Source organism: Paracoccus halophilus (assembly GCF_000763905.1).
Taxonomy (GTDB): domain Bacteria; phylum Pseudomonadota; class Alphaproteobacteria; order Rhodobacterales; family Rhodobacteraceae; genus Paracoccus; species Paracoccus halophilus.
This window is the reverse complement of record NZ_JRKN01000005.1, coordinates 131,140-150,504: the sequence shown is the minus strand read 5'-3', so window position 1 is coordinate 150,504 and position 19,365 is coordinate 131,140. Positions and strand designations below refer to the sequence as shown.

General features: G+C 66.8%; 19 protein-coding genes. 7 read left to right on the top strand and 12 right to left on the bottom strand.

The window, feature by feature from the left end:
* The first annotated feature begins 38 nt into the window (after positions 1–38).
* Positions 39–671, top strand: a complete 633-nt coding sequence (locus IT41_RS05445; protein WP_036739258.1) for a 5'-methylthioadenosine/S-adenosylhomocysteine nucleosidase — start codon at positions 39–41, stop codon at positions 669–671.
* 198 nt (positions 672–869) lie between these two features.
* On the opposite strand, the gene IT41_RS05440 is transcribed toward IT41_RS05445, so the two are convergent.
* The 6 genes from IT41_RS05440 to IT41_RS05415 all read right to left on the bottom strand — a co-directional run bounded on the left by IT41_RS05440 (position 870) and on the right by IT41_RS05415 (position 7,878).
* Positions 870–2,504 carry a DUF4139 domain-containing protein gene (locus IT41_RS05440; protein WP_036739256.1) on the bottom strand — a complete coding sequence of 545 codons (1,635 nt, stop codon included), beginning with the start codon at positions 2,502–2,504 and terminating at the stop codon, positions 870–872.
* A 95-nt stretch (positions 2,505–2,599) separates the two neighbouring features.
* Positions 2,600–3,622, bottom strand: coding sequence for an aspartate-semialdehyde dehydrogenase (locus IT41_RS05435; protein WP_036739254.1), 1,023 nt, complete (start codon positions 3,620–3,622; stop codon positions 2,600–2,602).
* 102 nt (positions 3,623–3,724) lie between these two features.
* Positions 3,725–4,339, bottom strand: coding sequence for a glycosyltransferase family 29 protein (locus IT41_RS05430; RefSeq protein ID WP_036739253.1), 615 nt, complete (start codon positions 4,337–4,339; stop codon positions 3,725–3,727).
* Positions 4,336–5,379 carry a glycosyltransferase family 4 protein gene (locus IT41_RS05425; protein ID WP_036739252.1) on the bottom strand — a complete coding sequence of 348 codons (1,044 nt, stop codon included), beginning with the start codon at positions 5,377–5,379 and terminating at the stop codon, positions 4,336–4,338. Before IT41_RS05425 ends, IT41_RS05430 begins: the two co-directional genes overlap by 4 nt.
* Positions 5,380–5,630: 251 nt before the next feature.
* Positions 5,631–6,530, bottom strand: a complete 900-nt coding sequence (locus tag IT41_RS05420; RefSeq protein ID WP_074948051.1) for a glycosyltransferase — start codon at positions 6,528–6,530, stop codon at positions 5,631–5,633.
* 94 nt (positions 6,531–6,624) lie between these two features.
* Complete coding sequence (locus tag IT41_RS05415; RefSeq protein ID WP_036739251.1) at positions 6,625–7,878, bottom strand: MFS transporter; 1,254 nt, start codon at positions 7,876–7,878, stop codon at positions 6,625–6,627.
* A gap of 122 nt (positions 7,879–8,000) precedes the next feature.
* Between IT41_RS05415 and IT41_RS05410 the strand changes: the two genes are divergently transcribed.
* Positions 8,001–8,588 (top strand): glutathione S-transferase family protein, encoded by a 588-nt coding sequence (locus IT41_RS05410; RefSeq protein ID WP_036739249.1) that lies wholly within the window; start codon positions 8,001–8,003, stop codon positions 8,586–8,588.
* Here IT41_RS05410 and IT41_RS05405 read toward each other — a convergent pair.
* The 5 genes from IT41_RS05405 to IT41_RS05385 all read right to left on the bottom strand — a co-directional run bounded on the left by IT41_RS05405 (position 8,564) and on the right by IT41_RS05385 (position 14,454).
* The gene (locus IT41_RS05405; protein ID WP_269429294.1) at positions 8,564–9,769 is read right to left on the bottom strand and encodes a TIGR03862 family flavoprotein; all 1,206 of its coding nucleotides are present in this window, start codon (positions 9,767–9,769) and stop codon (positions 8,564–8,566) included. The genes IT41_RS05410 and IT41_RS05405 overlap by 25 nt on opposite strands.
* Positions 9,766–10,794 (bottom strand): DNA polymerase III subunit delta, encoded by a 1,029-nt coding sequence (gene holA, locus IT41_RS05400; RefSeq protein WP_036739248.1) that lies wholly within the window; start codon positions 10,792–10,794, stop codon positions 9,766–9,768. Before holA ends, IT41_RS05405 begins: the two co-directional genes overlap by 4 nt.
* Entirely contained in the window at positions 10,791–11,276 is a 486-nt protein-coding gene (gene lptE / locus IT41_RS05395) for an LPS assembly lipoprotein LptE (RefSeq protein WP_036739246.1), read from the bottom strand. The genes holA and lptE overlap by 4 nt, the downstream gene beginning before the upstream one ends.
* Positions 11,263–13,884 carry a leucine--tRNA ligase gene (leuS, locus tag IT41_RS05390; protein ID WP_036739245.1) on the bottom strand — a complete coding sequence of 874 codons (2,622 nt, stop codon included), beginning with the start codon at positions 13,882–13,884 and terminating at the stop codon, positions 11,263–11,265. Before leuS ends, lptE begins: the two co-directional genes overlap by 14 nt.
* Before the next feature lie 66 nt (positions 13,885–13,950).
* Positions 13,951–14,454: a DUF3576 domain-containing protein gene (locus tag IT41_RS05385; RefSeq protein WP_036739244.1), complete on the bottom strand. Its 504-nt coding sequence runs from the start codon at positions 14,452–14,454 to the stop codon at positions 13,951–13,953.
* Between the two features lie 313 nt (positions 14,455–14,767).
* On the opposite strand from IT41_RS05385, the gene IT41_RS05380 reads away from it, so the two are divergent.
* The 5 genes from IT41_RS05380 to rpsO all read left to right on the top strand — a co-directional run bounded on the left by IT41_RS05380 (position 14,768) and on the right by rpsO (position 18,562).
* Positions 14,768–15,829, top strand: a complete 1,062-nt coding sequence (locus IT41_RS05380; RefSeq protein WP_036739243.1) for a porin — start codon at positions 14,768–14,770, stop codon at positions 15,827–15,829.
* A 76-nt stretch (positions 15,830–15,905) separates the two neighbouring features.
* Positions 15,906–16,559 carry a YggS family pyridoxal phosphate-dependent enzyme gene (locus IT41_RS05375; RefSeq protein WP_036739242.1) on the top strand — a complete coding sequence of 218 codons (654 nt, stop codon included), beginning with the start codon at positions 15,906–15,908 and terminating at the stop codon, positions 16,557–16,559.
* Between the two features lie 89 nt (positions 16,560–16,648).
* Entirely contained in the window at positions 16,649–17,161 is a 513-nt protein-coding gene (locus IT41_RS05370) for a DUF1643 domain-containing protein (RefSeq protein ID WP_036739240.1), read from the top strand.
* Positions 17,162–17,253: 92 nt separating this feature from the next.
* Positions 17,254–18,147: a calcium-binding protein gene (locus tag IT41_RS05365; protein ID WP_231564693.1), complete on the top strand. Its 894-nt coding sequence runs from the start codon at positions 17,254–17,256 to the stop codon at positions 18,145–18,147.
* A gap of 145 nt (positions 18,148–18,292) precedes the next feature.
* Complete coding sequence (gene rpsO, locus IT41_RS05360) at positions 18,293–18,562, top strand: 30S ribosomal protein S15 (protein WP_036739239.1); 270 nt, start codon at positions 18,293–18,295, stop codon at positions 18,560–18,562.
* A 94-nt stretch (positions 18,563–18,656) separates the two neighbouring features.
* Here rpsO and IT41_RS05355 read toward each other — a convergent pair whose 3' ends face one another.
* Positions 18,657–19,244: a YdeI/OmpD-associated family protein gene (locus tag IT41_RS05355; protein WP_036739238.1), complete on the bottom strand. Its 588-nt coding sequence runs from the start codon at positions 19,242–19,244 to the stop codon at positions 18,657–18,659.
* Positions 19,245–19,365 lie beyond the last annotated feature (121 nt).

The following is a 19,365-nucleotide window of genomic DNA, read 5'->3' as shown; positions in this document are numbered from 1 at the left end:
ATCGACATCCGCGTGGGATGCGGCGGGTGGGCCGCAGAATGAAGGCCGATGTTCTCGCCGGCCGGCATGTCCTGTTCGTCATGGCGGCGGAAACCGAATATGGCGCCCAACTTCGCCGCCGCATTTCCCCCCTGATCACCGGAATCGGCCCGGTCGAGGCTGCGGTATCGCTGACCGCGACGCTTGCGCATCTGCAGGGCCGGGGCGAACTGCCCGAACTGGTCGTCTCGCTAGGCTCGGCCGGGTCGCGCTCGCTGGAACAGGCGGCGGTCTATCAGGTTTCGGCGGTCGAATATCGCGATATGGATGCCACGGTGCTGGGCTTTCCCAAGGGGCAGACGCCGCTTCTGGACCTGCCCGCGCGGATCGCCCTGCCGCTGCGGATTCCCGGTCTGCCAGCCGCCACGGTCGCGACCGGCGCCAGCGTGGTCAGCGGTGCCGGCTATGATCCGGTCGCGGCGGATATGGTCGATATGGAGACCTATGCCGTGCTGCGCGCATGCCAGCGCTGTGGACTGCCGCTGATCGGGCTGCGCGGCATTTCCGACGGCGTGGAAGAGCTTTCCCGGCTGTCGGACTGGACGCAGTACCTGCATCTGGTGGATGAGCGGCTGGCCGATGCCGTCGACCGGCTGGAGCAGGCGCTGCTCATCGGCGCGATCCGCCTGTGACCCCGCACAGCATCTCCTTGAGGTTGCCGGCAATGCCGGCCTGACCCGACCCGGATCAGGGCAGGTTTCGCGGCATCCGGCGAACAAGACACCGGTTCCGGCCGCCGGCAGGCAACGGCTTCCGCCGGCAACCGAAGGTGCGATCAGGCGTCGCGCGCCCCCAAGTCCGGCGGGTTCGCCATCGCGCCGGGTCTGGCTCTATCGCCCGATCAGGACCTGTCCCTCGGGCCAGCGGATGCGGGTCGTCACGCGGATTTCGCGATCTTCGCCGGCGGCGATCGGGCCGTTCCAGACCAGCAGACCCCGCTTGCCATCGGGGTCGGTCTCATCCGGGCCCGGCTCGGCCGACCATTCGATGCGCAGATCCTCCTGGGTCGAGATCGGAACCCGGTCGATGACCCGCAGCGGCCATTCCTCGCCGGTCAGGTTGCGGATCGCGAGGATCGCGGTTTCCATCCGCTCGGATGACTTGACGAGCAGGCCGCGCCCGCCCTCGGTCTCATCGGGAATCCGGCGCTCAACCTTGATCCCGGTCAGCGGGCCGAAGCCCAGCTTCATCTCGTCGCCCGCCGCCGTCAGTTCCAGCGCGCCGCGGCCGACCATGGCCCCATCGGCATAGAATGTCGCGTCGCCGGGCAGGATCACGGCGCCGGTCGAATTTACCGTATCGGCAACCAGATAGGCGGTATCGTCGTGGCGTGGCACCGCCTCGGCCACGATTTCGGGGGTCAGGTCGTGAGCGTCCAGCGGCAGCCGCAGGGCGTCGGCGCCGTCACGCATGTCGACCGGCGTCGGGTAACCATAGACGACCGTCTCCCCCAGAATCTCGGGCATGATCGGTTCGAGTTCGACGACGGGATCGACCCGGCTGGCGGCCACTTTCGAGAACAAGCTCTCGATCGCCGCATCAGCCGCCATCGCGCCCGATGCATCGCGTTCGCGCGCCTGCGGGTCCTCGATCCGCAGGAAATCGGTAGAAAGCGTGCTTGGGGCGGACTGGTCCATGGGGCGCGCGGTCGAAAGGGTCAGGCGCACATCCTGCCAGTCCTCGCCGGTATCCTGCTGCACCATCAGCCCGCGCTCCATGCGCAGCGTGCCCGCCTTGCGCTGCAGCGACAGGTCATAGACCGGCTCCCAGCGGGCGTTGTCGGTCAGCGAGGTGATCCGCAGCGTCGCCTGATCGTCCTGGCCCTGAACCGCGACGAGCAGGGCAATCCGATCCGAATCCGGGCCGCGCAACGCCGCCAGCCGCGCCTCTGCGCGGGCCAGATCCTCTTCGATCTCGTCGCGGCCCTCGCGGGCGGTCTCGGCCTCGGCCGCGGCCTGCACCATGGTCTGGCGCGCCTCCAGAAGCTGCTGGCCGACCGAGCCGGCAAGGGCCGAGAAATCGCCGCCGCCCATCGTCTCGGATCCGGCAAGCCGCATCAGGAAGTCGATCATGTCGCTGGCGGCCTGGGCCCGGGCCTCGATTTCCTCGACACGGGTGTCGAATTGCGCAAGCCGGGCGCGCTGGTCGCGGAGCGCATCCTCGGCCGCGCGCAATTCCGGGGATTTCTCGGGCGTGCCGGGCAGGGCGCGTTCCCGCTGGACGCTGATCGCGCCGATGGTCGCGCCCTCGCCCGAGACGCGCAGCGTGGCCGGATCGATCCCCGAGGGGATGCCGGTGATGACCAGCTCATGCGCACCCGCCGGCAGATCAAGACTGGCCTCGCGCGTGACCCCCGCGCCCCAGGGATAGACCGTGACATCGGTCACCCGGGCGGTGGTCTCGATCCGGTCGGCCAGCGCGGGCGCGGCGGCAAGAATGGCGGTGGAAATCAGCAGGTAACGCATGTGAACCCTCGTTCTGGACGCCCGGAGGGTCCGCGAGGGCGCACCAAAAAGCAAGAGGGCGCCGGTTCACGGCGCCCTCAATTCCGCGTTTGGGATCAGCCCTTTTTCAGGACGCGGTTGCCCAGAAGTTCGGCGATCTGAACCGCGTTCAGCGCCGCGCCCTTGCGCAGGTTGTCGCTGACGCACCACAGGTTCAGGCCGTTCTCGACGGTCGAATCCTGACGGATGCGGCTGATATAGGTGGCGAATTCGCCGACCGCCTCGACCGGGGTCATGTAGCCGCCCGGCTCGCGCTTGTCGATGACCAGGATGCCCGGGGCTTCGCGCAGGATGTCGCGGGCCTCGTCCTCGTCCAGGAAATCCTCGAACTCGATATTGATCGATTCCGAATGGCCGACAAAGACCGGCACGCGCACGCAGGTCGCGGTGACCTTGATCGCAGGATCGACGATCTTTTTCGTCTCGGCGACCATTTTCCATTCTTCCTTGGTGTCGCCGCTGTCCATGAAGACGTCGATATGCGGGATCACGTTGAAGGCGATCTGCTTGGTGAACTTGCTGGGCTCGACCTCCTGACCCGGGACATAAAGGCCCTTGGTCTGGTCCCACAGCTCGTCGATCGCCTCCTTGCCGGCGCCCGAGACGGATTGATAGGTGCTGACCACGACGCGCTTGATCCGCGCGCGGTCGTGCAGCGGCTTCAGCGCCACCACCATCTGCGCGGTCGAGCAGTTGGGATTGGCGATGATCATCTTGTTGCGGTACTCCTCGACCGCGTCGGGATTCACCTCGGGGACGATCAGCGGGATTTCGGGATCATAGCGGTAGAGCGAGCTGTTATCGATCACCACGCAACCCTGCGAAGCGGCGACGGGGGCGTATTTCTTTGTCGCGTCCGAGCCGATGGCGAACAGCGCCATGTCATAGCCGGTAAAATCGAACCCCTCGATATCCTTGCATTTCAGTGTCTTGTCGCCATAGCTGACCTCGGTGCCAATGCTCCGGCGCGAAGCCAGAGCGACAACCTCATCGGCAGGGAACTGGCGCTCGGCCAGAATGTTCAGCATTTCGCGGCCCACGTTCCCCGTGGCGCCGGCGACAACGACCTTGTAGCCCATTGGGGGTCTCCTGTAGCAAAGGACGCTGCGGTATAGGTCAGCTTGCCGGAAAGCGAAAGCAGAACTCCGGCGATTTATCGGATAGATCGGCGAAATTCTGGCTTAATGACGGCTGATCCGGCGATCTGCCATCGCCAGCCGGTTCACCCATGCCGATTCCCCGGAAAAATCATGCGGAACCTGTTCGGCGGTGCGGCTGCCCGACAGCGACAGCGAGGCGAAGAAGTCGAAGCCGTAAAGCTCGAGCCGCGCCATGTCCGAGCGCGCGATCAGGTCGATCATCATCACGCCGGTGGTCGGCGGCGCGCCCAGCTGGGCCTTGAGCGCGCGGTAATCCGTCTGCGGGTGCAGATAGAAGCCGGGGCTGGTCGCGATCTGCCAGTCCAGCCGCTTGCGTTTGGGCGACAGCCACAGGATGCGCCGGGGGGCCAGGTGCTGGCGATCCTGCCCGCCCAGCCGGACCGCCAGCGCCAGCCAGTCGGTGCGGGTGCCGTGGCTGGTCGCGGCGGGCATCGGCGCGCGGTTGATGCGGATGACCAGATCCGCCTCGTCGATCTCGGTGCCCAGCTGGTCCTGGGCCAGCGCCCGGGCATTGCCGATCAGCGCGATACGCTTGCCGGCAAGTTCGGCCAGCAGCTCGGATTGCGGCACCGAGAGGCGTTGCAGGGCGGTTTCGTCGCGCAGCGTGCGCGCCACCAGAAAACCGAAGCGGGTCATGACAGCAGTTTCCGGTAGACCTCGGTGATGGCGCGGGCCTCGCCCTCGATGGCGTGGTTTTGCCGGACATGCGCCTGCGCGGCCCGGCCGGCGTCCTGCCGCGCGGCATCGTCGTCCAGCCAGCGGGCCAGCGCCTGCGCCAGCGCCCCGGCATCGTCGCGGGGAACCAGGCTGCCGGTTTCGCCGTCGCGGATCAGGGTTTCATAGGCGCCGACGCGGGCGGCGACGCATGGCACGCCGCAGGCCATCGCTTCGAGCGGGGTCAGGCCGAATCCCTCCCATCTGGCGGGGGCGGCGAACAGGTCCAGCGCCTGATAGGTGCGCACCACCTGCGCCCACGGGATTTCGCCCAGAAAGCGGATGCGGTCCGACAGGCCGGCGGCCTTGATCCGGGCCTGCTGTTCGTCGAAAAAGCCCTGATTGTCCGGCGTCACGCGGCCGGTAAAGACCAGCCTGGCGCGCGGCCGGTCGGGAAACAGGCGCAGCGCGGCCTCGACCAGCAGATCGACGCCCTTTTGCGCGCGGATGCGGCCAAAGCAGCCGATGACGATATCCTCGGGCTGAAAGCCCAGCTCCGCGCGCAGCGCCGCGCGGTCGGCGGCGGGATGAAAGACGCCGGGATCGACACCGTGCAGGATCACCCTGGCGGGGCGTTCCAGATAGCCGGCCGCCTGCGGCGAGGTCGCGATCAGCGCATCCTGCCGACGGATCAGCCAGCGGGTAAAGCCGGTATGCCGGCGCTGCGCGGCCGAGGTGAACAACAGCCGGTAGCGCCGCCGCAGGACGTGTCGCAGGATCAGCCCCAGTGCCATTTCGGTATTTCGCCGCGCATGCCAGACCCGCCAGCGGTCGCGGGGCAGCGTGGCGGCGCGGCGCAGCGGGATATGCGGCAGATCGGCGGGCAGGCCCGGGCCGGTCGTGCAGATGCCGATCATGCCGGCCTGAACCGGGATCAGCCGTACCACGGTCGCGGTGACGCCCGACAGACGGCGTTTCAGGTTCGGGGCGACGACCTCGATCGGGTCGGGCAGTTCAGGCATCTGGCATCTCGGGCGTCAGGAAATAAGGAAGGTACCCTATGGTAAGCGGGATCGGCGGGAACAGGAACATTTCCGGAATTGCCTCGGCGGTGGATTGCCTCTGAACTGCCGCAGGATAGTCCGGGCGCGCGATGCACCGCAACCGCCCGGACCCGCGCGGCAGGCATCTGCGGGCCGGCGACCGTTTCCGCCAGCGGGACAGTCGGGAGATTTCAAGGCTGTGTTCACCATTGCCGAAAAGGGCGACCGCCCTAGCTGCGACCCAGAAGAACCGCCAGCCACAGCGTCACCTGTGACAGCGGCCTGTGCCGGTGAAACCGCCCGCGCCGCATTGCCGCGACACGTTGCAGCAGCGGGCCATGCAGACGGGCGAAATCCTCCAGCAAGGCGCGGTTTTCCGCCGTCAGCCTGTCGGCCGAGGCGCGCAGCGCGGCCAGATTCCTGCGGCTCCAGTCGCGATAGGTGCCGTCCCAGATCCGCCGCAGCGCCGCCAGACGCGCGGCGAAACGGTCATTGGCGCCGACCAGATTGCCGCCATGCTGCCGGTACAGGACCGAGGGTTCGGCATCATAGACAATCTGCCCGCCGGCGCCGGAGACCAGCTGGTAGATCCACCAGTCATGCATGACCACCGGCCCGGCCTCGGCATTGGCGGCGGCGACCAGATCACAGGCAGCGGGATTCATCAGCACCGTGTTGCCCTGCACCAGATTCTGCATCAGCGAATGCCGGAACGAGGGCGGATATCGTGGAACCGGCGACATCGAGCGCGGCGTCAGGTCGGCGGCGCAATTCGTCACCCGGCTGCACCAGACGGCCGGCCGATCCGCGGGCAGGGCCGAAAGCGCGGCCAACCCGCGTTGCAGGCGATCCTTGTGCCAGACATCGTCCTGATCGCAAAAGGCGACATGCGTTGCGCTGGCCGGGACCTGGGTCAGCAGGGCGCGAAAATTCGCCACCGCGCCCTTGCGCGGGCCGGCGACGATGCGCAACTGCCCGGGCGCGAGGCTGGCGCCAAAGCGGCGCAAGATCGCGTCGCTGCCATCGGTCGAACCGTCGTCGCCGGCGATCAGAACCCAGTTGTCAAAGGACTGCGCCGCCAGGCTTTCCAGCTGCGCCGGCAAGTGCTCGCGGCCCTGATAGACGGCCATCAGAATGGCGACTTGCGCCCTGTTGCCTGATCCTGTCTCGGTTTTGTCCGGGGTCGTGCCGGCCGGTGCCTCTGAGATCGCCATCGGGCCGGCTTCACACCGGAGAGGCAATGCGCGCCGGCGCCTCGCGCACCGGCAGATGGATCAGCGCGCTGAAGGCGCCGACGCCGACGCCGACCCACCAGACCAGCGTATAGTCGCCATGGATATCGTACATCCTGCCGCCCAGCCACACGCCCAGGAACGAGCCCAGCTGATGGCTCAGGAAGACGAAGCCGTAAAGCGTGCCCATGTAGCGCAGCCCGTAGATATAGGCGACCAGCCCAGAGGTCAGCGGCACCGTGGCCAGCCACAGCGCCCCCATGACCAGCGAAAAGACGATGACGCTGGTCGGCGTGATCGGCATCAGGATGAAGGTCGCCGAGGCTATGGTGCGCAGCGTGTATATCCCCGCCAGCAGGTATTTCTTGCTGTAGCGCTTGCCCAGCCAGCCGGCCGTGATCGAGCCGGCGATATTGGCCAGCCCGATCACCGAGATCGCGATCGCGCCCAGGGCCGAGGTCGTCGTGATGCCGATGCTTGACAGGGTTCCCATCGGGCTGATCGGCCCGCACATCTCGGTGATCATGGCCGGGAAATGCGCGGTGATGAAGCCCAGCTGATAGCCGCAGGAAAAGAAGCCGACAAAGATCATCAGATAGGACGGGTCCGAGAAGGCGCGCTTCAGCACGCTGCCCATGCTCTCTTCCAGCTCGCTGCGGCTGGCGGGCTTGCCGCCGCTCAGCATCGGCAGGAAGAACAGGCAGGCCAGCACGATCACGCCAAAGATGGCGAAGACCGTCTGCCACGGGTAATAGACCAGCAGGATCTCGGCCAGCGGCGCGCCAAAGACCTGACCCGCCGAGCCCGCCGCCGTGCCGATCCCCAGGGCCAGGCTGCGGTTCTCGTCGCTGGCGGCACGGCCGATCACCGCCAGGATGACGCCAAAGCCGGTGCCGGCGATGCCGAAACCGACCATCACCTCCAGCAGCTGCATGGTCAGCGGATCGGTGGCATAGGCGGTCAGGATCAGGCCGGCGGAATACAGGAACGCGCCGATGATGATCGACCAGCGATCGCCCCAGCGTTCGGCCAGCGCGCCGAAAATCGGCTGCCCGATGCCCCAGGCAAGGTTCTGGATCGCGATGGCCAGGCTGAACTCGGCGCGCGGCCAGTTGAACTCCTCGGCGATCGGGATCTGAAACACGCCAAAGCTCGCACGCAGCGCGAAATTGATCAGCAGGATGAGCGAGCCGCCGATCAGCACCGCCGTGAACAGCGGTGCGCGCGTTTCCTGACGTGTGGACATCCTGTTCTCTTTCCCCGTGACGTGCCATTCCTGCGCCGGCCTCCGGGCGGCGTCAATGGCACAGATTGCCTGAATCGTTGGCGGGCGCTAGCCTTTGGCAGCCACAAAGCAAGGGAGCGGCGATGTATCAGGTGATCGGAACCGGCAAAAGCCGGGCGATGCGCGTCCTGTGGATGCTCGAGGAACTGGGCCAACCCTATGAGCACATTGCCGTAAATCCCCATTCCGAGGGCGTGACCCCGTTCAATCCCGCCGGCAAGGTGCCGGTCCTGATCGCCGACGGAACCCCGATCACCGATTCCACCGCCATCCTGACCTTTCTGGCCGATCGCCATGGCCAGCTGACCCATCCCGCCGGCACGCTGGACCGGGCGCGGCAGGACAGCCTGACGCAGTTCGTGCTGGACGAATTCGACGCGGCGCTGTGGCTGGCCGCCCGCCACAGCTTCGTGCTGCCCGAGGAAATGCGCCTTGCCGCGATCAAGAACACCCTGCGATGGGAATTCGAGCGCAGCCAGCATACGCTGGTCCAGCGCATGGCCGAGGACGGTTTCCTGATGGGCGAGCGGATGACGGTGCCCGATATCATCCTGGCCCATTGCCTGACCTGGGCGCTGACCGCCCGCTTTCCGATCACCGAGCACCGGCTGACGGGTTACCTAGAGATGATGCGCCAGCGCGATCCTTACCGGCGCGCCCTGGCCAGATAGGCGGCCGCCCCCTGCCCGGCCCGCCTGCCGCTGGCCAGACAGCCGGTCAGCAGATAGCCGCCGGTCGGCGCCTCCCAGTCCAGCATCTCGCCGGCGGCAAAGACGCCGGGCATGGCGCGCAGCTCCAGCGTCCCCGTCAATGCCCCGGCGGTGATCCCCCCGGCCGAGGAAATTGCGCGTTCGATGCCCAGTGGCCCCTCATGGCGCAGCGCCAATGCCTTGGCGCGCGCCGCCAGCCGGGCCGGATCCGGCGGCAGGGGCTGGCCCCATTCCAGCAGCAGCGCCGCCCGCAAGGGATCGCCCAGCACCCGCCGCAGCCGGTTGCCGACCGACAGCTTCGCCGGCGCCCTGGCGAAACGCCGGGCCAGTTCCGCCTCGCTCAGATCGGGCGCCAGATCGACCAGCGCGGGCACCCCGTCGCGCATCGCGGCCGAGACCTCGTAGACGCCGCCGCCCTCGATCCCCCGGGCCGAGATCACCCATTCGCCGCGGCCCGTCTGCTCGCCGACGCGCAGCGCCACGCCCTTGACCGCCCGCCCGAAATGCCGCGCCATCTGCGCCGACCAGTCGACCCGAAACCCCATATTCGCCGGCCGGAACGGCGCGATCGCGACACCGCGTTGCTGCAGCCACGGAACCCAGCCCGCGTCCGAGCCAAGCCTGGGCCAGCTTGCCCCGCCCAGTGCCAGAACCACCGCGCCCGGATGCAGGATCTCGACCCCCGCCGGGGTTTCGAAGCGCCAGCCATCCCCCTTGAACCCGGCCCATCGCCAGCGGGTCAGCAACTCGACCCCCTGCCCCGACAGCCGCCCGATCCAGGCCCGCAGCAAGGGCGAGGCCTTCATCCCCAGCGGAAAAACCCGCCCGGTCGAGCCGGTGAACAATTCGATGCCCAGCCCGCGCGCCCATGCCATGACCTCGGCGGGGCCGAATTCTTCTTCACCCAAATATCCCGGGGTCCGGGGCAGCGCCCCGGAAAACCGCGTGGCAAACAGCGCGCGCGGCTCGTCGCGGGTCAGGTTCAGCCCGGATTTCCCGGCCATCAGGAACTTGCGTGCCGGCGTGGGCATGGCCTCGGCGACCACGACCCCAAACCCATGCGCCGCGAGCGTCTCGGCCGCCATCAGCCCGGCGGGTCCGGCGCCGATGACCAGCGCCCGGCCCGCCAGGATGTCGCTCACCGGCCGCCCCGCGGCATCATGCACAGACGCAACAGCATCCGCTCGATCACCGCCATGGCCGGCGCGCGCGAGGATGAGCGCAGCGTCAGATCGGTCTCGATCAGCTGGTGGATCGCGTCCTCAAGCGCCCGCATTCCCCAGTTCTGCGCCTGCCGGATCATCCGGTCGCGCCGTGGTCCGAAGACCGGCGGCCGCAGCCGCGCCATGCCGGTCCCCGGCCCGCCCGGATCCGAGGTTCCGGCATGCAGCGCCCGGAAATGGCGCAGGGCGGCGATGCACAAAGTGACCGGCGCGATGCCCTGCCCCTCGATCCGGCGCATCAGCGCGCCGAACTCGCGGGCGCGGCCCTCGGCCACGCAATCGATCAGGTCATCGACCTCGGCCTCGACGGTGGCCGGGGCAAGCTCGGCGATTTCGGCGGGCGTCAGCGGCGCGGGATCGCCATGCTTGTAGAGCGCGATTTTTTCCACCGTCTGGCGGAAATCGCCGGGATTCAGCGCCCGGCTCAGCGCGATCAGGTCCTGCATGGCGTCGCGCGGCAGCTCGTGCAGCCCGGCATCGGAGAGCCAGCGGGTGATCTCCTCCTCGCCGGGGGGGTCGTCATAGATGGGCGCGGCGACGGCCGTCTTGTGCGGCTCGAACAGCTTGCGCAGCGCCGAGGATTTGCTGAGCGCGCCGGCCGTGACCACGATCACCGCGTCGCCCGTTTTCCATTCCCCGATCGCGGCGGCGACGGCGGCGGCGGCGCCGTCGGGGGCGTCATCGACCAGAACCACGCGCTGGCCGGGAAAGAAGCCCACCGCCTTGACCGCATCCAGCAGCTGCGCCGGGTCCTTGCGCAGATCGGCGCCGGGCAGGCGCGTCAGGCGCATCTCTTCCTCGGCGCCCTGCCCGACCAGCGCCCGGACCGCCTCGGCCCGTTTCAGCGCGACGCGCATCGCGTCGCGGCCATGGATCAGCAATGCCGGGCGCGTCGGATCGGGACGCGCCAGATAGCGCGCGATCTCGGCCCCCTTGAGGTTCATTGCATCTGGTCGGGATCGACGGCCAGCAGCCGCGTCACCACCTGATCGGCCAGCATCCGGGCCAGCCGTTCATGGGCGTCCTGTTCGGCCGACATGGTGGCGATGGTCGTCCCGGTGGTCGAATACGAGGTGAAACTGCTGACCTGCCCACGGGTCACGACCTCGCGGGTTTCCGCCCGGGTCAGCACGAATCCGGCGGTGCCGTTCAGCGAATAGCGGGTGGTCACCTCATCGGGGGTGATCGCCTGCGGCACCACGGCGATGCGCAGCTGATAGGCCAGCGCGAATCGCGCATCCCGATCCGGGCCTAGCCGTTCCATGAGGCGCCCCGCAAAGGCGTATTCGTCGGGGGTCGACGGATCGTCGGCGCGAATCTGGCCAAACAGCCTGCTGCCGGTGCCGCCCGGCCCGTAGACCGGCGAAAAGCCGCAGGCGGCCAGCGCCGGCAGCAGGGCGAACAGGCTGCGCCTAGACCACGACATTGACGATCCGCCCGGGCACGACGATCAGCTTTTTCGGCGCCGCGCCCTCCATGAAGCGCTGCACGGTTTCATCGGCCAGCACGAGGGTTTCGATCTCTTCCTTGGGCATGTCCTTGGGTACCTGGATTTCCGCGCGCCGCTTGCCGTTGATCTGGATCGGCAGCACCACGCTGTCCGAGACCAGCAGCGCGGGGTCGGCCTGCGGCCAGGCGGCATCGACCACCATGCCCTGCCCGCCGGCTTTCGACCAGATCTCTTCGGCCAGATGCGGCACCATCGGCGCCATCAGCTGCGCCATGATGCGCAGCGCCGCACGGCGCTGTTCGCCGCCGGCCGGGGATTTGCCGATGATATTTGCCAGCTCATAGAGTTTGGCCACCGCCTTGTTGAAGGCGAACCCCTCGATGGACCGGGTCACATCGGCAATGGCGCGGTGGGCGGCGCGCAGCAGTTCGGGATCCTCGGCGCCCTCGGGCACCTCGTCGGCCAGACGCCAGACGCGGGCGAGGAACTTGTGCGCCGCCTCGGCCCCGGCGGCGGTCCATTCCACGTCCCGCTCGGGCGGGCTGTCGGACAGCATGAACCAGCGCGCGGTATCGGCGCCGAAATTCGCGACGATATCGACCGGATCGACGACATTCTTCTTGGATTTCGACATCTTGGCCGAGGCGATCACCTCGACCGGGGTATTAGTATTCTTGAGGAAAACACCGTCGGGACGGTGTTCAACCTGCTCGGGAAAATAATAGATCGGCCAATGGATGGCCTTAGCAGTGGGGAACTCTGATTTAATAACTGCCCGACTGTCACTGGCTAGATTCTCAACTGGATATTTTTCAGTGATCCTATAGATCTCATGCGTGACCATGCCCTGGGTGAACAGCGCGTCGAAGGGTTCCTTGGCGCTTTCGGGCAGATGGCCGGTCCTGACCATCGCGCGGGCGAAGAATCGCGAATAGAGCAGGTGCAGGATCGCATGCTCGATGCCGCCGATATACTGGTCCACGTTCATCCAGTAATCGGCGTCGGCGCGCTCGGTCGGGGTCGCCGCGCCGGGCGAGGTGAAGCGCGCGTAATACCACGACGAATCGACAAAGGTATCCATCGTGTCGGTTTCGCGCCGCGCCGCGCCGCCGCATTTCGGACAGGTCGTCCGACGCCAGGTCGGGTGGCGGTCCAGCGGATTGCCGGGCGTGTCGAAGGTCACGTCGCGCGGCAGCAGAACCGGCAGGTTCTGCTTGGCCTCGGGGACCGTGCCGCAGCCGTCGCAATGCACGACCGGAATCGGGCAGCCCCAGTAACGCTGGCGGGAAATGCCCCAGTCGCGCAGCCGGTACTTGGTCACGCCCTCGCCGTAACCCTTGGTCTCGGCATGGGCGATGGCGGCGATCACCGCATCCTCGCCGGTCTGCTCGGCGGGGCCGGCGAAGCCGCGCACATAGGTGACGGTTTCGGATTTCAGCGGCACATAGGGGGCTTTCGCCACCATCGCATCGGCCTGTTCCTGCGTCATTCCGCGCTCGCCGAAGGTGGCGCGGATCGGCAGCCCGTATTTGGTGGCGAATTCGTGGTCGCGCTCGTCATGGGCGGGGCTGCCGAAGATGGCGCCGGTGCCGTAATCCATCAGCACGAAATTCGCGATCCAGACCGGCAATTGCCAATTCGGATCAAGCGGATGGCGAACCGTCAGGCCGGTATCCAGACCCATTTTCGGCGCGGTCTCGATGGCTTCCTCGGTGGTGCCGAGGCGGCGGCATTCCTCGACGAAGGCGGCGATCTCGGGGCGATCCGCGGCCAGCGCCCGGATCAGCGGATGATCGGGCGACAGCGCCGCGAACGAGGCGCCCATCAGCGTGTCGGGACGCGTGGTATAGACCTCGATCCGGTCGAAGCCCGCCGGCGCGCCCGAGGTCTGAAAGTGGAATTGCAGCCCGCGCGACTTGCCGATCCAGTTCGCCTGCATCAGCCGGACCTTGTCCGGCCAGCCGGTCAGCCCGTCCAGCGCCGCCAGCAGTTCCTCGGAATAATCCGAGATGCGAAAGAACCATTGCGTCAGTTCCTTGCGCTCGACCGGCGCGCCCGAGCGCCAGCCCTTGCCGTCGATGACCTGCTCATTGGCGAGCACGGTCATATCGACCGGGTCCCAGTTCACCTGCGCCGATTTGCGGGTGATCAGGCCGGCCTCGAGCATGTCCAGAAACAGCGCCTGCTGCTGCGCGACGTAATCGTCGTCGCAGGTGGCGAATTCGCGGCTCCAGTCGATCGACAGGCCCAGCGGCTTCAGCTGCTCGCGCATTGTGGCAATATTGCCATAGGTCCAGTCGCGGGGATGGCCGCCCTGCTCCATCGCGGCATTTTCGGCCGGCATGCCGAACGCGTCCCAGCCCATCGGATGCAGCACGCTGAATCCCTGCGCGCGTTTGAACCGCGCCACCACATCGCCCATGGTATAGTTGCGCACATGGCCCATATGGATGCGCCCCGACGGATAGGGGAACATCTCGAGCACGTAATATTTGGGCCGTTCGTCGCGGCGCGCCAGAAAGCTGCCCGCGTCGTCCCAGGCCTTTTGCCAGTGCGGTTCGCTGATTGCGGGATCATAGGGCATGGGAACCTCCGGGCGTCAGATTGCCCGCAGGGTATTAGCTGTTGCGTCTGGACAGGTCCAGCGCTGTCAGAGGTTCTTGTCCTGCACGCGCAGCTGCCGGGCGCGGGTCAGGATCGCATCCTCGACCGCGCGCACCGTATCGGGCGCCACCGCGCTGCCGCCCGGCCCCTGCAAGGATACCTTGAGCGCACGCGCGTCCAGCGACGGATCGCTGACCTTGACCGTGGCGCGATAGGCCCGGTTGCCGCCGGGCGGTGTGCCGTAACCGGTCACGATCACGCCGGTAAAGGGGTCGATGACCTGCTGCGGCAGGAAGTTCAGCACCTCAAGGCTGGCATTCCACAGATAGCGGTTCACCGCCACCGTATCGTTCGGATTGCGGCGATTCGAGAACAGGTCCCAGAAGGTCGATTCCTCGCGCGGGGCGGTGTTCTGCGCCTGCGTCTGGCCTCCGCCGCCGCCAAGCCCCGAGCCGGCCGAACCCGCAGAGCCCGATCCCCGGCCGGAACAGGCGGCAAGCCCGGCGATTACAAGCAGGGCGGCGGTCAGCCGTGCGGCGCTTCTGATCATTTGTCGTCCCCCGGATCGTTCTTGCGCGAGCCATAGCGCAATTTCGCCCCTTGCGACAAGAGAGGCTGCGCCGCCAGGGCCGGCAAAGCCCCGCCCAATGCGGCAATCGCCCGTCCGCACCGGGACCGAATCCGGTTCGCGAGTCCGTGTCGGCAGGGGCAACCCGGTGTGGCGCTTGTGCATCACAGCAGTTCGGAAACGGGTTGCTCCGGGCTGATTTCGTTGCAAAGCAGGGCCGAACGCGCGACATCACAAGCATACCCCAAGCCGGAAGACCGGGTGGGGCAGATGAGTAGAGACAAGAGGGAAAACCATGAAAAAGGTTCTTTTCGCGACCAGCGCCCTGGTTCTGTCGGCCGGCTTCGCTTCCGCCGAAGTGGCGCTGTCGGGCGACGGCCGTATGGGTGTGGTCTATGACGGCAACGACGCTCAGTTCGGCAGCCGTGCCCGCGTCAAGTTCACCCTGACCGGTGAATCGGATGCCGGCCTGTCCTTCGGTGCCGCCTTCCGCGTCGACCAGGAAAACTACAACGCCAACCGTTTCCGTTCGGCGGCTCGCGGTACTGCCGGTGCGGTCTGGATTTCGGGCACCTATGGCAAGCTGTCGATGGGCGACACCCTGTCCGCTTCGGAAGCCGCCATCGGCGACCTGTATGAAATCGGCTACACCGACGGTACCTTTGTCGGCGACGTCGAGGAAATCTCGTACCTGACCGGCGACGGTGAAAACACCGATCAGGGTCCGAACATCCTGTACGAGTACAGCATCAACAACTTCAACCTGTTCCTGTCGGCCAGCGACGCCAGCGACAACGACTGGCCGGGCGCAACCGGTTCGGACAACCCCTACTACGACGAAGAAGACGACGCGTTCGACCCCGCCGACAATGACACCGATACCGACGTCGCGTGGTCGGTCGCCGGTAGCTACAACGGCGAACTTGCCAACGGTTCGTGGATGGTCGGCCTTGGTTACGCCAAGCATGACGACGCCAAGGAAATCACCTTGGGTGGTGAGTTCAAGACCGGCGGCTTCAGCGTCAAGGGTATCATCGTCGATTATGACGAGCGCGGCGAGTTCACGCTGCAGATCGACGACGCTCCGGACTTCACCCTGGCGCTGGCTGACTACGAATACGACCGCACCTACGGTCTGTCCATGGCCTATGAATACCAGGCCTGGACCTTCGAAGGCTTCTGGCGTCGTGACGAGTTCGAAGCCATCACCGCCGGCTTCGACGACGAAGACTTCGACACCTTCGGCATCGGCGCCGAATACGACCTGGGCGGCGGCGCTGTCCTGGCCGGTGCGATCGCCGACTCCGACTACGCTTCGGACACCGTTGCTGACTTCGGTATCAAGTTCAAATTCTGATCCTCGCGGATCCGAATGGCGAAACAGGAATGAGCGGGCCTTGCGCCCGCTCTTTTCTTTTGGGAATCATGTGGCCATGGGACTGGATGAGATCAGAGGCCGTATCGCGGCTGCCGAAGCCAAGGCCGGGCGGGCGCCCGGGGATGTCGTGCTGATTGCCGTCAGCAAGGTGCAGCCGCCGCCGCGGATCGAAGCCGCCCTGGCCGCGGGCCAGCGCATCTTTGGCGAGAATTACGTGCAGGAGGCCGCCGGAAAATGGCCGGCATGGCGCGAGGGTTTCGCCGGGGTCGAGCTGCACATGATCGGCCCTCTGCAGACCAACAAGCTGAAAGCCGCGCTTGATCTGTTCGACGCGATCCACACGCTGGACCGCCCGTCACTGGCGCAGAAACTGGCCCGGCAGGTTCAGGCGCGCGGTGCCTGTCCGCAGCTTTTCGCGCAGGTCAATACCGGCGCCGAGCCGCAAAAGGCGGGTATCCTGCCGGCCGATGCCGATGCCTTCATCGCCGAATGCCGGGCGCTGGACCTGCCGCTGACCGGGCTGATGTGCATCCCGCCCGAAGATCAGGACCCGGTGCCGCATTTCCGCGCCCTGCGCGAGATTGCCGGCGCCAACGGGCTCAGCGGCCTTTCCATGGGGATGAGCGGCGATTTCGAATCCGCCATTGCCGAGGGTGCGACCCATATTCGCGTCGGCTCCGCGATCTTTGGCGCCCGCGATTACGGCTAGGTCCGCGATGCCCGCCAAGCCTTGTGCCGATCGCAGCATGAGCCGCAGCTTCCGGTGGCAAACCCGGCGGCCGGCTTTGGCAGGACGCGATGGCTGACCGGATCACGCGGCGTCACAGCGATGGGGGGCGGCGCTCGACCGCGGTCTTTTCGCGCTGCGGGGTTTACCGCTATGCGCTTACACGCGAATGGGGGCAGGGCAGGCGGATCGCGTTCGTCATGCTCAACCCCTCGGTCGCGGATCATCGCCGGAACGACCCGACCATCGCGCGCTGCGAAAGCCGCGCCCGCGATCTGGGCGCGACGGGTTACCGGATCGTCAACCTTTTCGCCTTTCGCGCCACATATCCGCAGGAGCTTCGCGGCGCGGCCGATCCGGTCGGGCCGGGAAACGATGCCACGATCAGGCGCGCGGCGGCCTGGGCGGATCTGGTGATCTGTGCCTGGGGCGCGGATGGCGCCTTGCTGGATCGCGGTGCCGAGGTCGCGCGGATGCTGCGCCGCGACGGCTATCGGCTTTGCCACTTCGGGTTGACGAAAAACGGTGCCCCGCGGCATCCGCTTTATCTGCCGCGCGCATTGCAGCCCAGTTTCTGGGATTAACCTAATGTTAACAAATGGGATGCGCCTCGCCTTGCTGCGGCGTATCGTTATCGTCAGGGTTGAGTGATTCGTTCCGGGTGCCGGTCATGTTGATGTTGAGCAGTCTGATAGCCTTGCTATGTGCCGGTCTGGCGATCGATACGACCTCTGCGGGTCGCGGCCCCGAGGAGGACGAGGAATTCGACAGCCTGGACGATACCGCCGACACCGGCGATTCCGACGCGCCCATGGGGCTCACGCGGGACGGAACCGATGGCTCGGATTGGCTGGCGGGCGAGGATGGCGACGACCTGCTGCGCGGCTTTGGCGACAATGACGACCTGCATGGCGGGCAGGGCGACGATACGCTTCTGGGCGGCGACGGCACGGACTGGATCTATGGCGACGGGGATTACGGGCCGGGCGGCGACGATTCCCTCGACGGCGGCGAGGGTGACGATTCAATGGCCGGGCAGGGGGGCGACGACACCGTGCGCGGCGGCGCCGGCAATGACATGATCTTCGGCGGCGAGGGCGATGACCTGCTGGCGGGTGGCGGCGGCGATGATTTCATCTCGGGCAATTCCGGCAATGACACGCTGATCGCGGGGCCGGGCGAGGACGACCTTGACGGTGGCACGGGTGACGATGTGCTGCATGGGTCCCGGGGCGGGGACCGGGCCTGGCTGCATGGCGACGAGGGGGACGATACGCTTTTCGGCGGCGCCAATGACTATGTCGAGGGCGGCGAGGGCATGGACCTGTTCCTGCTGGAAGAGCCGGGCGAGGGCGTCCCGACCATTGCCGATTACGCACCGGGCGAGGACCGGATCGAACTGCGCTATGAGGATGACGGCAGCGGCATCCCGCCCGTCGTGTCGCTCGAGGAGGACAGCGATGGCGCGACCGTCATCCGGCTGGACGGGGTGGCCGTCGGGCGTTTGCTGAACGCCGCCGGGTTGCAGCCGCAGGATATCCTTCTGAGCGCCATCCCGGCGGCGGCCTGAGCGGCGCAGAAAGCATTTCCGAATCGCAAGAACCCTGCTATAGGCGCGCATCCGCCGGGTCGAATCCCGGCGGTTTCTCCATGGGCCTGTGCTGGACGACATCCCGGCCTGTGCCATAACCCCTTGCTTTCGAAAGGAGCCCACGATGTCGATTACGGTTGAAGAAAAGAACCGCCTGATGACCGAATTCGCCACCAAGAAGGGCGATACCGGCTCGCCCGAGGTGCAGGTCGCGATCCTGACCTCGCGCATCTCGACGCTGACCGAGCATTTCAAGACGCATAAGAAAGACAACCATTCGCGTCGCGGTCTGCTGAAGCTGGTCGCGCAGCGCCGCAAGCTGCTGGACTATGTCAAGCGCAAGGACGAGGCGCGCTATCAGGACCTGATCAAGCGTCTGGGCATCCGCCGCTGATCCGATCCGGTTGCCGCAAGTCAGGCGCCCGTGGCGAAAGCCGCGGGCGTTTCCTGTTGCGCGCCGGCGGCACGCATCGCGGCCGGCGCCGGGGTCAGCGGTCCTGCATCCCCTTGCCTGCCAGGATCTTGGGCGCCGCCTTGTCGATCCGCGAGACCCGCGTGGCCGATTGCCGGGCGCCCGAGAAATGCAGCACCCAGCCACGGCGGCGGCCGGGCGTCAGCCCTTCGAAGGCGGTGCGGAACTCGGGATCGGCCGCAAGCCGCGCCCCCAGTTCGTCGGGATAGGCAAGGTCGTCCTTGGCGAAGACGACCTTATGGCCGGATCGCTCCAGTTCGATGGCTTCGGCGATGTACGCGCTCAGGACCGGCTTCAGCGCGGCGATCCGCGCCGTGTCGGTGAAATGCACCACGCGCGAGGAGCGGGAATTGTCGCCGGGCTTCGACAGGATTCCGGCGGCATCGCGCAGCAGCACGCCCTTGAAGAAGCCCAGCGTGGCATGGTCGCGAAAGCCCCAGATTATTGCCAGATTCGCCCCCTGCCATGTATAGACGGGCGACTGCCACTTGAACTCCTCGGTCAGGGGGCTCGCCAGAAGCAGGGCGCGCAGGGCCAGAAGCTCGTCCCGCCAATCGGTCAGCCCGGCGAAGAAACTGTCGAGTCTGGGGTCTTTTGCGGGCATGGCCGGCCTTTCCGCGCGTGACCGGCGGATGTTACGGGCACGGTTGCGGCCTGTCCACCAGCGGGACGGGTCGCTGCCGGCCTGTCATTCCAGTTGCGTTCTGATCCGATGTCTGAAGCGA

Excerpts from the sequence above, each read along its gene's own strand:
- IT41_RS05445 (WP_036739258.1), top strand. The coding sequence starts at position 39 with ATGAAGGCCGATGTTCTCGCCGGCCGGCATGTCCTGTTCGTCATGGCG.
- IT41_RS05440 (WP_036739256.1), bottom strand. The coding sequence starts at position 2,504 with ATGCGTTACCTGCTGATTTCCACCGCCATTCTTGCCGCCGCGCCCGCG.
- IT41_RS05435 (WP_036739254.1), bottom strand. The coding sequence starts at position 3,622 with ATGGGCTACAAGGTCGTTGTCGCCGGCGCCACGGGGAACGTGGGCCGC.
- IT41_RS05430 (WP_036739253.1), bottom strand. The coding sequence starts at position 4,339 with ATGACCCGCTTCGGTTTTCTGGTGGCGCGCACGCTGCGCGACGAAACC.
- IT41_RS05425 (WP_036739252.1), bottom strand. The coding sequence starts at position 5,379 with ATGCCTGAACTGCCCGACCCGATCGAGGTCGTCGCCCCGAACCTGAAA.
- IT41_RS05420 (WP_074948051.1), bottom strand. The coding sequence starts at position 6,530 with ATGGCCGTCTATCAGGGCCGCGAGCACTTGCCGGCGCAGCTGGAAAGC.
- IT41_RS05415 (WP_036739251.1), bottom strand. The coding sequence starts at position 7,878 with ATGTCCACACGTCAGGAAACGCGCGCACCGCTGTTCACGGCGGTGCTG.
- IT41_RS05410 (WP_036739249.1), top strand. The coding sequence starts at position 8,001 with ATGTATCAGGTGATCGGAACCGGCAAAAGCCGGGCGATGCGCGTCCTG.
- holA (WP_036739248.1), bottom strand. The coding sequence starts at position 10,794 with ATGAACCTCAAGGGGGCCGAGATCGCGCGCTATCTGGCGCGTCCCGAT.
- lptE (WP_036739246.1), bottom strand. The coding sequence starts at position 11,276 with ATGTCGTGGTCTAGGCGCAGCCTGTTCGCCCTGCTGCCGGCGCTGGCC.
- leuS (WP_036739245.1), bottom strand. The coding sequence starts at position 13,884 with ATGCCCTATGATCCCGCAATCAGCGAACCGCACTGGCAAAAGGCCTGG.
- IT41_RS05385 (WP_036739244.1), bottom strand. The coding sequence starts at position 14,454 with ATGATCAGAAGCGCCGCACGGCTGACCGCCGCCCTGCTTGTAATCGCC.
- IT41_RS05380 (WP_036739243.1), top strand. The coding sequence starts at position 14,768 with ATGAAAAAGGTTCTTTTCGCGACCAGCGCCCTGGTTCTGTCGGCCGGC.
- IT41_RS05375 (WP_036739242.1), top strand. The coding sequence starts at position 15,906 with ATGGGACTGGATGAGATCAGAGGCCGTATCGCGGCTGCCGAAGCCAAG.
- IT41_RS05370 (WP_036739240.1), top strand. The coding sequence starts at position 16,649 with ATGGCTGACCGGATCACGCGGCGTCACAGCGATGGGGGGCGGCGCTCG.
- IT41_RS05365 (WP_231564693.1), top strand. The coding sequence starts at position 17,254 with ATGTTGAGCAGTCTGATAGCCTTGCTATGTGCCGGTCTGGCGATCGAT.
- rpsO (WP_036739239.1), top strand. The coding sequence starts at position 18,293 with ATGTCGATTACGGTTGAAGAAAAGAACCGCCTGATGACCGAATTCGCC.
- IT41_RS05355 (WP_036739238.1), bottom strand. The coding sequence starts at position 19,244 with ATGCCCGCAAAAGACCCCAGACTCGACAGTTTCTTCGCCGGGCTGACC.